This window comes from Staphylococcus sp. 2S1, from assembly GCF_046721335.1.
In the GTDB taxonomy this organism is placed as follows: domain Bacteria; phylum Bacillota; class Bacilli; order Staphylococcales; family Staphylococcaceae; genus Staphylococcus; species Staphylococcus equorum_A.
Genome location: NZ_JBEUUJ010000003.1, coordinates 1,789,132 through 1,802,109, shown reverse-complemented (window position 1 = coordinate 1,802,109; position 12,978 = coordinate 1,789,132). Strand labels below are relative to the sequence as shown.

General features: G+C 32.8%; 22 protein-coding genes, 1 tRNA gene and 1 pseudogene. 7 read left to right on the top strand and 17 right to left on the bottom strand.

Going from position 1 to position 12,978, the window contains the following annotated elements:
• Window positions 1–5: 5 nt before the first annotated feature.
• The 5 genes from ABLV90_RS09570 to ABLV90_RS09550 form a co-directional block, all read right to left on the bottom strand.
• Window positions 6–419, bottom strand: coding sequence for a single-stranded DNA-binding protein (locus tag ABLV90_RS09570; protein WP_427708349.1), 414 nt, complete (start codon window positions 417–419; stop codon window positions 6–8).
• Window positions 416–1,078: an ERF family protein gene (locus ABLV90_RS09565; protein WP_427707689.1), complete on the bottom strand. Its 663-nt coding sequence runs from the start codon at window positions 1,076–1,078 to the stop codon at window positions 416–418. Before ABLV90_RS09565 ends, ABLV90_RS09570 begins: the two co-directional genes overlap by 4 nt.
• Window positions 1,071–1,295, bottom strand: a complete 225-nt coding sequence (locus ABLV90_RS09560) for a DUF2483 family protein (RefSeq protein ID WP_460872550.1) — start codon at window positions 1,293–1,295, stop codon at window positions 1,071–1,073. The genes ABLV90_RS09565 and ABLV90_RS09560 overlap by 8 nt, the downstream gene beginning before the upstream one ends.
• A complete protein-coding gene (locus tag ABLV90_RS09555; protein WP_427707684.1) occupies window positions 1,261–1,545 on the bottom strand; it encodes a hypothetical protein in 285 nt (94 codons plus the stop codon). Before ABLV90_RS09555 ends, ABLV90_RS09560 begins: the two co-directional genes overlap by 35 nt.
• Window positions 1,546–1,810: 265 nt before the next feature.
• Window positions 1,811–2,020 carry a hypothetical protein gene (locus tag ABLV90_RS09550; protein WP_460872549.1) on the bottom strand — a complete coding sequence of 70 codons (210 nt, stop codon included), beginning with the start codon at window positions 2,018–2,020 and terminating at the stop codon, window positions 1,811–1,813.
• A gap of 58 nt (window positions 2,021–2,078) precedes the next feature.
• Here ABLV90_RS09550 and ABLV90_RS09545 point away from each other — a divergent pair, with 58 nt between their 5' ends.
• Window positions 2,079–2,369 carry a hypothetical protein gene (locus ABLV90_RS09545; RefSeq protein ID WP_427707682.1) on the top strand — a complete coding sequence of 97 codons (291 nt, stop codon included), beginning with the start codon at window positions 2,079–2,081 and terminating at the stop codon, window positions 2,367–2,369.
• A 10-nt stretch (window positions 2,370–2,379) separates the two neighbouring features.
• Here ABLV90_RS09545 and ABLV90_RS09540 read toward each other — a convergent pair whose 3' ends face one another.
• From ABLV90_RS09540 to ABLV90_RS09530, 3 genes are read right to left on the bottom strand one after another with little or no spacing between them, the layout of a single operon-like run.
• Window positions 2,380–2,607, bottom strand: coding sequence for a transcriptional regulator (locus ABLV90_RS09540; protein WP_427707680.1), 228 nt, complete (start codon window positions 2,605–2,607; stop codon window positions 2,380–2,382).
• Between the two features lie 11 nt (window positions 2,608–2,618).
• A complete protein-coding gene (locus ABLV90_RS09535; protein ID WP_427707678.1) occupies window positions 2,619–3,374 on the bottom strand; it encodes a phage antirepressor KilAC domain-containing protein in 756 nt (251 codons plus the stop codon).
• Between the two features lie 17 nt (window positions 3,375–3,391).
• Window positions 3,392–3,622 carry a helix-turn-helix transcriptional regulator gene (locus ABLV90_RS09530; RefSeq protein ID WP_427707676.1) on the bottom strand — a complete coding sequence of 77 codons (231 nt, stop codon included), beginning with the start codon at window positions 3,620–3,622 and terminating at the stop codon, window positions 3,392–3,394.
• 164 nt (window positions 3,623–3,786) lie between these two features.
• Here ABLV90_RS09530 and ABLV90_RS09525 point away from each other — a divergent pair, with 164 nt between their 5' ends.
• The 6 genes from ABLV90_RS09525 (at window position 3,787) to ABLV90_RS09500 (ending at window position 7,094) form a co-directional block, all read left to right on the top strand.
• A complete protein-coding gene (locus tag ABLV90_RS09525; protein WP_460872548.1) occupies window positions 3,787–4,053 on the top strand; it encodes a helix-turn-helix transcriptional regulator in 267 nt (88 codons plus the stop codon).
• Between the two features lie 82 nt (window positions 4,054–4,135).
• On the top strand, window positions 4,136–4,600 hold the full coding sequence (locus ABLV90_RS09520; RefSeq protein WP_427707672.1) for an ImmA/IrrE family metallo-endopeptidase: 465 nt from the start codon (window positions 4,136–4,138) through the stop codon (window positions 4,598–4,600).
• Between the two features lie 29 nt (window positions 4,601–4,629).
• Window positions 4,630–5,040 carry a hypothetical protein gene (locus tag ABLV90_RS09515; protein ID WP_460872547.1) on the top strand — a complete coding sequence of 137 codons (411 nt, stop codon included), beginning with the start codon at window positions 4,630–4,632 and terminating at the stop codon, window positions 5,038–5,040.
• A gap of 145 nt (window positions 5,041–5,185) precedes the next feature.
• Complete coding sequence (locus tag ABLV90_RS09510) at window positions 5,186–5,344, top strand: hypothetical protein (RefSeq protein WP_427707668.1); 159 nt, start codon at window positions 5,186–5,188, stop codon at window positions 5,342–5,344.
• A 39-nt stretch (window positions 5,345–5,383) separates the two neighbouring features.
• Entirely contained in the window at window positions 5,384–5,593 is a 210-nt protein-coding gene (locus ABLV90_RS09505; protein ID WP_460872546.1) for a hypothetical protein, read from the top strand.
• A gap of 454 nt (window positions 5,594–6,047) precedes the next feature.
• Window positions 6,048–7,094, top strand: a complete 1,047-nt coding sequence (locus tag ABLV90_RS09500) for a tyrosine-type recombinase/integrase (RefSeq protein WP_460872545.1) — start codon at window positions 6,048–6,050, stop codon at window positions 7,092–7,094.
• Window positions 7,095–7,146: 52 nt separating this feature from the next.
• Here the strand turns inward: ABLV90_RS09500 and ABLV90_RS09495 are convergent.
• The 9 genes and pseudogenes from ABLV90_RS09495 to ABLV90_RS09455 form a co-directional block, all read right to left on the bottom strand.
• A tRNA-Arg gene (locus ABLV90_RS09495) sits at window positions 7,147–7,220 on the bottom strand.
• 232 nt (window positions 7,221–7,452) lie between these two features.
• Window positions 7,453–7,962, bottom strand: a complete 510-nt coding sequence (locus ABLV90_RS09490) for a YfcE family phosphodiesterase (RefSeq protein ID WP_069816314.1) — start codon at window positions 7,960–7,962, stop codon at window positions 7,453–7,455.
• Window positions 7,962–8,544 (bottom strand): annotated as a pseudogene (locus tag ABLV90_RS09485) (XTP/dITP diphosphatase). The gene ABLV90_RS09490 and the pseudogene ABLV90_RS09485 overlap by 1 nt, the downstream one beginning before the upstream one ends.
• A 17-nt stretch (window positions 8,545–8,561) precedes the next feature.
• Entirely contained in the window at window positions 8,562–9,356 is a 795-nt protein-coding gene (racE, locus tag ABLV90_RS09480; protein WP_460872544.1) for a glutamate racemase, read from the bottom strand.
• A 276-nt stretch (window positions 9,357–9,632) separates the two neighbouring features.
• A complete protein-coding gene (sdhB, locus tag ABLV90_RS09475; RefSeq protein ID WP_460872543.1) occupies window positions 9,633–10,454 on the bottom strand; it encodes a succinate dehydrogenase iron-sulfur subunit in 822 nt (273 codons plus the stop codon).
• A gap of 2 nt (window positions 10,455–10,456) precedes the next feature.
• Entirely contained in the window at window positions 10,457–11,545 is a 1,089-nt protein-coding gene (sdhA, locus tag ABLV90_RS09470; RefSeq protein ID WP_460872542.1) for a succinate dehydrogenase (quinone) flavoprotein subunit, read from the bottom strand.
• Complete coding sequence (locus tag ABLV90_RS09465; protein ID WP_460872541.1) at window positions 11,529–11,873, bottom strand: FAD-binding protein; 345 nt, start codon at window positions 11,871–11,873, stop codon at window positions 11,529–11,531. Before ABLV90_RS09465 ends, sdhA begins: the two co-directional genes overlap by 17 nt.
• Before the next feature lie 26 nt (window positions 11,874–11,899).
• Window positions 11,900–12,223 (bottom strand): FAD-binding protein, encoded by a 324-nt coding sequence (locus tag ABLV90_RS09460; protein ID WP_460872540.1) that lies wholly within the window; start codon window positions 12,221–12,223, stop codon window positions 11,900–11,902.
• A gap of 46 nt (window positions 12,224–12,269) precedes the next feature.
• Window positions 12,270–12,881, bottom strand: coding sequence for a succinate dehydrogenase cytochrome b558 subunit (locus ABLV90_RS09455; RefSeq protein ID WP_065337764.1), 612 nt, complete (start codon window positions 12,879–12,881; stop codon window positions 12,270–12,272).
• Window positions 12,882–12,978 lie beyond the last annotated feature (97 nt).

Sequence of the window (12,978 nt, the reverse complement as noted above, 5' to 3'; positions counted from 1 at the left end):
CACTCCTAGAAAGGAACGTCGTCTTGAATGTCTACGTTGCTATTTGCGAATGGATTATCTTGTGTTATAGGTTGTTGTGTTTGCTGTTGTTGTTTATTTTGTCCGTTTGATTGCCCTTTGGCATCTAGGAACTCAATTCGATTAGCAGTGATACGTACTACAGAACGATTGTTACCTTCTTTATCAGTGAATCTGTCTTGTTTGAGTGTTCCATCCACACCAATTTTTGAACCCTTAACACAATATTCATTGAGTAACTCTGCAGTTTTACCGAATGCAACAATATCGAAGAAAGATGCATCATCCTTTTTATATGGATTTTCTACTGCCATTGAAAAATTAATCACTTGCGTTTTTCCTGCTGGTTTAAGCTCTAAGTCTTTAGTAATTCTTCCTGTGATTGCTACGATATTCATTATTCATTCTCCTTTGGTTTTGATTGCTTACTCCATTTATCTAATGTCGATATCATTGCGGCTATTTGATTATTTGAAAGTTGATTAATATCTGATATTTTTAGTTGTTGCTTTACTTGATCTGTAGATACGTCTTTACCTAGAGATTTCATTAACTCACTAAACATAGTAATCTCGTTTTCTAGTTCAGCAATATTCTTAGGGTCTACCTTCGAATACTTATCTTGTTTTTGCTTAGCATCTGCATCATCTTCATCTGTAGGTATGTTGAAGAATTTCATTAAGAAGTAGCGTTCTGCATAAGTTAACGCTGTACCATGCGCTTGTGAAATATCACTTTGTTGACCGTACGCGTGATAGTTAATTTCTAATTGTTCTTCTGGTTTGTCTGCGTTTATCCATTTATAAATCAAATCCATTTCTACAACGAAATCAATTACTTCATTTCCTTTTTTATTTTTGTAAGTGTGTGTAGTCCACTTTTCATTTGATGTACTAGGAACAAGCAATAAATTATGTTCAATCATTTTGGTTCTAATTCTGTGTAATATTTGCGATCCAGATACATAGGTAAAATTGTATCCTTTAGTATCTTTAGTAAATCCATCTATATTAGCTTTAACATCAGCTATTTTTTGATATAAATTTAATTCTTCAGTCATATTCAATCTCCTTATATTTCGTTTGTTCAGTTACAATTTTTTTAATAGCAGTGTGTTCAGTCATATCAATGTTGGCATCTTCTAATCCGTTGAAATCTCTTGCTCTACTACGATTGCGTGTGTAACTTGCATCTTCTGGTGTCATTGGCTTGTTAGATAGGTATAAGTCGAAAGGCCCATCTTTAACTTTGATTAGATACGTCACTGTTTCTTTCATCTGTAACCAACCTTTCGCCAGTCAATATATATTTCATCTGTCCGAACGTTTTCATGCCTTCATCTGTTGTGTAATGTTCAAAGATGAATAGAGTTTCATGACTTTTGATACAAGTGTTTTCAAAATATGTGAGACTAACACCGAACTCACCATCTTCAAATTGTTGAAGTGTCACGCTACCTTCAATATCTGAATGGATTAGTTTTTCATTCAAATCAGATGCTATATTTAATAGTCTGTGTTTATGCATTTGATTACCTCCTATGTTTTGGGGTATAATCTATATAGATTCCTTTTTTATATAGATAAGCCTTGACTGTTAGCAACTACCCTTGCTTTCAGTCTTTTTTCTGTCTTTAAATAGTTAATCCAACTGTCCCAAGCCATGTAGCTAAAGCAAACGGCTATCCAGTAGATTAGAAACAAGTGGATAAAGTCCTTTGTGAACATCAAGGCTATGAAGATTATGACTACCGCTGTTGATAATGCTAGTAAACCTCTCATTTAATCCCTCCTTATAAATTAGTTTCTTTAATGAATATTTTCTGTTCTATAAAATCGATTCTTGGTCTTACTTTGATGTAACGTTTGTTTCCTTTTCCAAATCGATACATACACGCTTCTTGAAATTCTTCGTTTGGATATACTTTATCTTCAAGGTCGTCCCTAGAAATACCACTGATATTTATAAACTCTTTTGCGTCTGCAAATCCGATATATTCCATTTAAATCTACTCCTTTCTGGTATAATTTACTTATCTGTGTGCAAAGGGGGTGTTTAATGTGAAAAAAATTTATACATTAGAATTTTTAGATGATTCAGCAATAGATGTCTTTGACGAAACTGTAATCACTGGCATTGTCAACTACGATGATGAAGACGGTTTTTATTCTAAGATAGTGTATGAAGACAATTGGAATGGTGATTATAATTCTCCTAAATCATTGGGTACTTACGATATCCACGTTGGGATAATGGGATTTTACTCTTCTGTAGACATGTTCTTTATTCAAAGTGATGAGTATAGCTATAAAGCCTTTAAAACTTCTTCAATTAAATCAATTCAATTCTAGTTTTTGGACGTCACTTTTTTATCAGAGTGGCGTTTATCTTTTCTTCTAATTCCTTTAGAGCTTTCTCGTATACAATTGCTAAATGTTCAGTTTTGAAATGAGACTTTGCTGAGATTTTTAATTCTTTCAAATTATCTTTAGCGTCTACATAAGTCCCGCTTTTATCAATTACTTCTTCTAAAACTTCATGAACTTGCATATTAATTTTTAATAATTGCTTCTTTTGTAATTCTTTCATTCCGTTTCCTCCTATTGTTCGATTGTTGGTAGTACGTCATTTTCTTTTAGTAAGTTGTATATGAACAAACGACCTTTTTGCGTCCATTTCGTATTCATTCGCACCGATGTTCTTCCATCTTTATGTTCAATTTCTGTAGTAGACGAATGTGTATAACCTTTATCGTGTAATTTTGAGTAAAGTAACCACTGTCCAGATTGTTTGTACTGTACTTTTAAATCGTGAAGCAGTTTGTTTAGTCCTTGTGCGGACATGCCATAATCTTTTGCGATTTGACCCACTGTTACTAAACTTTTGTTTTGTAAAATTGAATCAAGATATGATGCTTTAGGTTCGTATTCAGCAATTTTCTGTTTACTCATATTGTTTTCAAGTTGTAACTTTTCGTTTTCTTCAACTTTTACTAGTAATTCAGTTAATGCTTCTTTATACGATCCAGGTAATTTATTCTGAATTTGTTGTTCCATTTCATTGAACATATTAATGTAAGCCATTTTGAAATTGTTATGACCTTGAATGTTGAACATGTACAATGTGAAACCATCTTTGGTTAAAAGGTATTCTTTGTAATTTCTTTTTTGTCGCTTAACTTTGTAAGTGCTCGGTATAATTAGAGAACCGACATTTCGGTTTTCTGAAATAATATCTTCTAAGCTTTCAATTACATGACCGTGTCTCTTTCCTAACTCCTCTGCTACAGTTCTACTTGAAACAACTAGCCCTAATTCTGTGTTACTTTCAATTTTGATTGTTTGTATTTCTTGCATTTGTTTTCCTCCTAACTTTACTTCAGTTTTTCCGAAGTGTAATCCAAAAAAATATTTTCCACCTTTATATCTAATGCATTGGCAACTTTCTTTATAGTACGATAATTAGCATTGTGTAAGTTCTCGATGTCCTTTTCAAAACTATAAATTGTTCTTTCTGTAACACCAGACTTTCGAGCTAAATCAACTTTAGAATAACCACGAAGCCCTCGCCACTGCTGTAAAGTTAATACCGTATTGTCGTCCATTTCTGCACCTCCCCTCTATTAACTAAACACAGTGTATCATTTCGGTATTTCCGAAATCAAGATTTTTATTACATTTATTCCGAAAAAATATTTCGGTTTTTCTGTTGTATATTTCCGATTTTCGTGTATACTATAGGTAGAAACTATTTAGGAGGTAATGAACAATGTTTAGCCAAAACTTAAAATACTTAAGAAACAAACACGATATGGAACAAATAGACCTTGCAAATAAACTTGGTAAGAAAAGTGCATCTAGTATAAGTGAATGGGAAAAAGGAAAATACACTCCTAAATTAAAAACACTTTCAGAAATCGCGTCGATATTCAAAGTTAGTATAGATGATTTAATGGACGAAGATTTGTCATCTCAAAAAGAAGAAAAGCAACAAACAAATTCTTTTGAAACTATTGCTTGCTCACTTAGACGGTGAATTAACAGAAGAACAATGGAAGAAAGTAATTGAATATGCTCGTTTTATTCAGGATAACGACGATAAGTAAGGAGTTGTATATATGGGGAGTTTCGAACAAATGTTAATCGATTACGACAACATAAAAATTAAAGAAACGAACGTATTACCTAACGGACTTGGCGGAATCAATTTGGATAAAATCATATTGCTTAATACGAATAACAAACATGTTCATAAGGTAGAAATATTAGCAGAGGAATTGGCACATCATAAAATTACATATGGTGATATACGCGATCAATCTAAAATGTTAAATAGAAAGTTTGAATTAAAAGCAAGACGTTTAGGGTGTGAAATGGTTATTACCCTTGACGGTATTATTGATGCTTTTCATACTGGTATATGTAACTTACATGAAATGGCATGTCATTTTGAAGTGTCGAATAATTATGTATTAAAAGCAATTGAGCATTATAAAATGAAATATGGATTAGATGTATACTACAATGGCTATGTAATTAAGTTTGAGCCACTACAAGTATTTGAACATCACAATTGGGATTAATACAACCTAAATTAAAATTATTAAGGAGAATGTATGATGAAAAAAATGAAATGTTATATTTAAAAGAACATTTTTCTGAGGCAGATGAGTTCATTGAAGTATCTATGCAAAATGGAAAAGAAACTGTATTAATTACTGAAGATAAAGCATGTAAAATCGTTAATTTATTCATAAAAAAAGATAAAACAAAACAAAAATACATTGAAACACACGAAATCATTGATGAATTTATATTAGTTCCTAATGAGAAAGTTGTAAAAGATGATTTTGCCTTATCTAGCAAATATAATTCGAACGGAAAAATTATTGATATTGCTAGCAAAGAAAGCAAACATAAATTCGAAGAAATTTTAGAAAAAAATGGAAATGTTATTGAAAATACAAACAGAAGTTTTTTAAATAAAATTATTGGGTTTAGAACTAAAAATATTGAAAGATAGTTAAAGAAGACGATTAAGAAAAATTAAAAGTCGGGTTAGATATGGGCGACGATGGCGTGACCGATGCATAAACATGATTAAATAAAAACTCAGAGCATGTAACTATGCCCTATATATTTTCGTCTAATTTAAAGGAGGCACATATATGAGAGTTATAAGTTGTAGAATTAAAAGAAGTAATATCATTTACGAAGTTGAATCAGATAAAGGAAAAATTTTTAATAAATCATTACCAAAAAAAGTAACCGCAAATGAAGCTAGGAAACGTTTAAAAAACGCTTCAAACAAAGTAGATAAAAAATAATGAACTTTACAGTGCTCTATATATCAAGGAGGCTACTATATGAATTATAAAAAAGAAATGGAAAAGATGGGTTGGAATGAAGAACAAACAGTAAATAGAATTAACAGTTTAGCCGGAGATAATTTGGAATTGGACGAAGAAGAATTAGACTTAAATGCTGAAGATTTAAAGAAAAACGCTAAAGATTTTATTGAAACAGATGAAGAACAAGAAACAGTAGATTCGTTTTTTAATCGCGAAGATGAGTAGGTTAAATAAAAAGCACCCCAAAGGGTGCAATCATTGTAAGGAGCTTTTCTAATAATCTATTAGCAAGCTATTATTTCATACCCTTATAATTCAGCAAATAAACATTAATTTTATCTGAAGAAAAGAAAATGTGTAAATTAGTATTTTTATCAATTATATCAATTGTCTTTGGTTTGCTCTTATTATTCTTAAGCTTTATTGTTTCTGAATCTAACGTATTTAGTTTTCAACATTTTTTAATAGGTTTGAGAATCATATCACTTATAGTTGCCATTATATTATTAGTAAGCTTTACAATTATTGTTTAATTAAAAAGAACCCTAGAGGGCGCTAGGAATAGAGTATTACTATGAATTACTTATAGCTAATTAATATATACCACTAAATTTATATAATAAATATGAACACTTCGCTGTCCTATATATTTTTATCTTTTCTAGGAGGAATGAGTAAAATGGCAACATTTACGGTAACGAAACGAAAAAATAAAACATCGACCTCATGGCAATACGATGTAAAAGATACAAGTTTCAAATCTGGTAAAAAGCGTAAGTCAGGATTTAAGACTAAAGCAGAAGCTACTTATGCGGCGCAACAATTGATTAGAGATATTGAAGACGGGAACAATATAGAAGATAACAAAAGGTTTGAAGAATATTATAGAGATTGGTTGATAGCGAACGGGAAAGATAAACTTGGTGAGAAACAACAATATTGGTATGATCATGCATTAAACTTATTTTTGAAACACTTTGGCGAAGATATATTAATTAAAAACATTACAAGAAATGAATATCAAAAGTTTATTTCTAATTATTCAAATGGTAGAACATCAGAAACAGTTAGAAAAGTTCATTTGTATATATCTAGTTGTATTAAAGATGCTATATATGATGGCTATTTAAAAAAGGATCCTACTTATAAAGTGAGTTATAAAGGTACTAAATTACCTAAAAAAGAAAGCGTGAAGTTTCTTACAATATTAGAGTACGAGCAGTTAAGAAAATACTTCAAACGAAAAGATGATAAAAGCACGCTTGTGTTATATATCCTTTTAATAACTGGTGCAAGGTTTTCAGAAGTGAATAGAATGACTTATAAAGACTTATATTATAAACCTGGTTTAATTCATTTACCTGGTACTAAAACAGAAAACGCAGATAGAGAAATTGAAATATCAGATACTGATTTAAGTTACATTAAAAAAGCGATATCGAAACACCCACAGAAAATTAACGGTGAATTATTTGGCTTATCTCAAGTCGCTATATCTAAAGTGTTTAAAAAAGCAAAAACCGAATTTAATATTAAAGATGAAATAACACCTTATTCATTAAGACATACACATGCTAGTTATCTTATTAGTAAAGGCATATCAATTGAATATATTAGCAAAAGATTAGGACACGCAAGCATAGCCATTACATTAGATGTTTATACACATTTACTTGATGAACATAAAAAAGAGCAAGGTCAACGTGTCAGAGAATTATTCTCTTGACACATATTTGACACTCACTCTCTTGAAACGTTGTCACAACAACGGGTTATAGTGTCCTGGGAGGGATTCGAACCCCCGACCGATGGCTTAGAAGGCCATTGCTCTATCCAACTGAGCTACCAGGACATAATCTTTTTGAACACAAGAATAATTATATCTAACTTAGCCTAATAAAGCAATACTCCAAGCATTAAAAATAAATATGATTTTTCACTATAATAAACCTTTTATCTCATTTTCATACTTTTTTTGAAATTTAAATTAAAACAACCGCTGAAACTGCCATATTAATTATTTATTCTTTTTAATAATATATAGGAGCGCATATCCATAATGACTCGAATATGCGCTAATCATATTATATACTAAATGTTTCACTATCAATTATATCGTGATTTCGATTACGGAAATTTAATTTTGCGCTTTGTTCTTCTTCATTGATCAATAGCTCTGCATAAGTTTCTTCAACTCGGCTTCGTGATTGTGAAATACTACCAGGATTGATAACATGAACGCCGCCAATATTTTCATATTTTGCTACATGTGTATGACCATAAAAAGCAAATTTACAACCTAGCGCCGTAGCCTTTTCAGCTAATTTCATTCTTGTACGATTAACGCTATATAGATGACCATGCGTGGAGAAAGCATGAATGCCATTTTTTTCTATTTTTTCTTCATTTGGAAATTCTGGAGAAAAATCTGTGTTTCCTTTCACTCTATGAAAATGACTTAGTTCACTATCATCATAAGCAAATTCAGAATCGCCTAAATGCAATGCAACATCTGCATCTTCATGATGATTGATGACATCAAAAAGCACGCCTTGTTCAGTGTGATTGTCACTGACTATAATCCATTTTGTCATTAAGCATCACCTTCTAAATAGTGTCGTAACTTCTCTATTGCTCTACCTCTATGACTTATTTCACTTTTTTCCTCAACAGTGAGTTGAGCCATTGTTTTATTCTTGTCATCTATATAAAATATCGGATCGTAACCAAATCCATTTTCTCCAATTTTATTTAATGTGATTTCTCCTTGTACTGTGCCTTTAAATTGAACTGTTTCTTCATTCGGCGTACTCATGCTAATTACACATACGAACTGTGCACTACGATCTGTTTCCCCGCCTAATTTGGAAAGCACTTTCTCTATATTAGCATCATCATCTTTAGCTGTGCCGAGCATATCGAGCCGAATATACACCTGGCTCTCCATTTAAACTAAATACTTCAAGTCCACTGTCGTCTGCAATCACACGTTTGTTTAATGCTTTTGCCGCTGCTTCTGATTTTAATTTTGCATTGGCTTCAAAAGTATCGCCAGTTTCTTCTACATCAAAATCTTCAATAATTTCAGAAATACCTATGACATTAAAATCTGGGAAAATAACTTTAAAATCATTTATCTTACCTTTATTATTTGATGCAATTACAATATCTTCCACTATGATGTTCCCTCTTTCTATACTTCTATTTTTTCTACTTTCGTTTCCATATTTAACCATTCTTCAATTATACGCTCGATATGCTCTGTTTCACCAGTAGCAAAAAATCTATGCTCTGGGTGGGCTGTATAAGCGACATGTTCATTACTAAACGTTAATAGTGCACTTACTTCACGTGCTGTCTCTAAACCAGAAGAAATTACCACTTTTTCGCCACCAAAATAATCGTTTATTGGCTGATAGAGTAACGGATAATGCGTACAACCTAATATAACAGTATCTGCATTACTATTTCTCCAATGTTTCAATGTTTGATGCACGATAATACTTGTTATTGTAGGATCTTTATAACGCATTTCTTCAACTAAAGGAACAAAGCCAGGACATGCGATACCAGAAACCTCTACATTAGGATTAATATTTTTAATATGATATCTATAAGCCTCAGATTTAATTGTACCTTCTGTACCTAAGATTAAAACATCATTATTTTTCGTTGTCATAATTGCCGTTCTCGCACCAGGCTCAATGACACCAATGACTGGAATAGCTAATAATTTTTGTAAATGTTTTAAAGCAACTGCAGTAGCAGTATTACAAGCAATAACAAGCATTTTTATATCAAATTCCATCAGCTTTTCAGCTAATTCTGTTGTGAATTTCCTAACTTCTGCGCCTTCTCTTGGGCCATAAGGGCAACGTTTAATATCACCCAAATAATAAATTGTTTCGTGTGGTAGTTGGCGCATGATTTCTTTTGCTACTGTTAATCCACCGACACCCGAGTCTATTACACCAATTGGTTTCTCCATATTCAATTACATCCTTATTCATTTGCTTGTCCTTTATTGTAGCATAGCCTTGATTTCAAAATCATTTATCAAGACTGAAATACAATATTATTTTTTGTTATACAGATATAATTATAAGATTAGTAATGATCTGACCACTCGTAGAATAATATGAACGAGAGATAAAAGACTCTAGCCATATTCCATGTTTTTTCAAAATCCGAAGATTCTTAAAATAAAAAAGACTTAACATCTGTTTTAAATAGATGCTAAGTCTCTTGTTTATATTATATGTTATTAATTGACTTGGTGATCTGAACCAAAGAATGATTTAAACATATGGAATGATGTTTCTCTATTTAATGCCGCAATCGATGTTGTTAAAGGAATACCTTTAGGACATGCATTTACACAGTTTTGAGAGTTACCACATGCTTGTAAGCCACCGCCACCCATTAAGGCTTCAAGACGTTCATCTTTTGTCATTGAGCCTGTTGGATGTAAATTAAATAATCTAACTTGTGAAATTGCTTGTGCGCCAACGAAATCATTACTACTTGTAACGTTAGGACAAACTTCTAAACATACACCACATGTCATACATTTTGATAATTCATAAGCTGTTTGACGTTTTTTCTCAGGCATACGAGGTCCAGGACCTAAATCGTAAGTGCCATCAATTGGAACCCAAGCTTTCATACGTTTCAAGTTATCGAACATTCTAGTACGGTCAACTTGTAAGTCACGAACAACTGGGAAAGTACTCATTGGTTCTAATTTAATAGGTTGTTCTAATTGATCAACAATTGCAGAACATGATTGTCTTGCTTGTCCGTTAATCACCATTGAACAAGCACCACATACTTCTTCCAAACAGTTCATATCCCAGATAACCGGTGTTGTTTTTTCACCTTTACTGTTAATTGGGTTACGTCTGATTTCCATTAAACATGCTATAACGTTTAAGTTTTCTCTATAAGGAATTTCAAACTCTTCCTCATAAGGTTTTGATTCTTCTGTATCTTGACGTTTGATAATTAATTTGATTGATTTTTGGCTTGGTTGTTGGTTTTGTTCTTCTTGCGTTGCTGTTTCATTTACTTCTTTTGTATCTGCCATAATTATTTACCTCCTTTAGACGTCGTAGAGTAGTCTCGTTTACGAGGTGGAATTAAGCTTATATCAACATCTTCGTAAGTGAATTTAGGCGCTTCTGTTTTTCCTTGATATGTTGCTAAAGTAGTTTTTAACCATTCTTCATCATTTCTATCAGGGAATTCTGGTTTGTAATGTGCACCACGAGATTCATTTCGGTTGTATGCACCGATTGTAATTACACGGGCAAGTACAAGCATGTTCCATAATTGACGAGTGAAGAATACTGCTTGGTTACTCCAAGTTTGAGTATCTTCGATATCAATATTGTTATAACGCTCCATTAATTCTAAAATCTTTTTATCAGTTTCTAATAAAGTTTTATTTTCACGAACAACGGTTACGTTGGCTGTCATAACTTCTCCGAGCTCTCTATGCAATTTGTACGCATTTTCTGAACCTTGCATATTGAGTAATTTATCAAATTTCTCTTGTTCTTCTTTCACGCGTTTTTCAAAGATACTATCATCTAAATCAGTGTAAGAAGATTCGATATTAGAAATATATTCGATAGCATTTGGACCTGCAACTGTGCCACCATAAATTGCTGACAATAATGAGTTGGCACCTAAACGGTTACCACCATGTTGTGAATAATCACATTCACCAGCTGCGAACAAGCCTTTGATGTTTGTCATTTGGTCGTAATCTACATAAAGTCCTCCCATTGAGTAATGTACCGCTGGGAAGATTTTCATTGGAACTTTACGAGGATCATCACCTGTGAATTTCTCGTAAATCTCAATGATACCACCTAATTTTACATCTAATTCATGTGGATCTTTATGTGATAAATCAAGGTATACCATGTTTTCACCGTTGATACCTAATTTTTGGTTAACACAGACATCAAAGATTTCACGTGTAGCAATATCACGCGGAACAAGGTTACCATAATCCGGATATTTCTCTTCTAAGAAGTACCAAGGTTTACCATCTTTATAAGTCCAAATACGTCCACCTTCACCACGTGCTGACTCACTCATTAATCTGAGTTTATCATCACCTGGAATTGCTGTTGGATGGATTTGAATAAATTCACCGTTTGCATACATTGCACCTTGTTGATAAACAATTGATGCTTGCTGAACCAGTATTAATCATTGAATTTGTAGTTTTACCAAAGATAATACCTGGTCCACCTGTAGCCATGATAACTGCATCAGAACCAAATGATTCAATATCAGAAGTCGTTACGTTTTGAGCAACAATACCTCTAGCCATGTTGTCATCATCTTTAACTATGCCTAAGAATTCCCAGCCTTCGTACTTAGTAACCAAACCATCTACTTCAAAACTACGAACCTGCTCATCTAAAGCGTATAGTAGCTGTTGACCAGTCGTTGCACCAGACATATGCTGTTCTGTGATGCATTGTTCCACCAAAACGTCTGAAATCTAATAAACCTTCATTCGTTCTGTTGAACATTACACCCATACGATCTAATAAATGAATAATTTGAGGTGCTTGCATCTGTCATCGCTTTAACTGGCGGTTGATTTGCTAAGAAATCTCCACCATATACTGTATCGTCTAAGTGGACTGTTGGTGAATCGCCTTCACCTTTTGTATTTACTGCTCCGTTGATTCCACCTTGTGCGCACACAGAGTGTGAACGTTTAACAGGAACAAGTGAGAACAAGTCGACATGTGCGCCTTGTTCTGCTGCTTTAATTGTTGACATTAGACCGGCAAGTCCTCCACCGACAACAATTACTTTTTTCTCTGCCATAAATAGTCACTCCCCTAAATATAAATCTGAAACTTATTTTTTTATCTTATAAAAACGCAAGAATAGCACTTATACCAATGTATGAAACTACGATAAATACCACTAAAGAAACCCATGTGAAAATTTGTTGCGATTTTTGTGATTGTAATACACCCCATGTTACTAAGAATGACCATAAACCATTCGCAAAGTGGAATGTAACAGCTAATAAACAGACAATATAGAAAACTAACCAAAATGGGTTAGTAACGATGTCATGTACCATGTCAAAGTTGACCTCATGGCCTAACGCACGTTGAATACGTGTTTGCCATACATGAATAGCAACAAACACAAAAGTGATAACACCTGTTATACGTTGTAGTAGGAACATCCAGTTTCTAAAAGCTGAATAATGTCCTACGTTCTCTTTTGCCGTAAAGGCAATATGTACACCATAAACTGCGTGATACAGAATTGGAATGTAGATCAATACAAATTCCAATACAATTAAGAAAGGTAAGGATTCAATGAATCCAGCCGCTTGGTTAAATGCATCTGCACCTTTCGTCGCTTGGTGGTTTACGAGTAAATGGAATATTAAAAATCCACCTATAGGTATGACACCAAGTAAAGAATGTAAACGTCTTAAATAGAATTGATTTTTCGAGTATGCCAAAAGGAAGTTCCCCCTGTGAAACAGTTGATTTTTTTGAAATTCTTTCTTAGAAATATATAAAGCGATTACATAATTTCTTTCGAAAACAAACGTACAA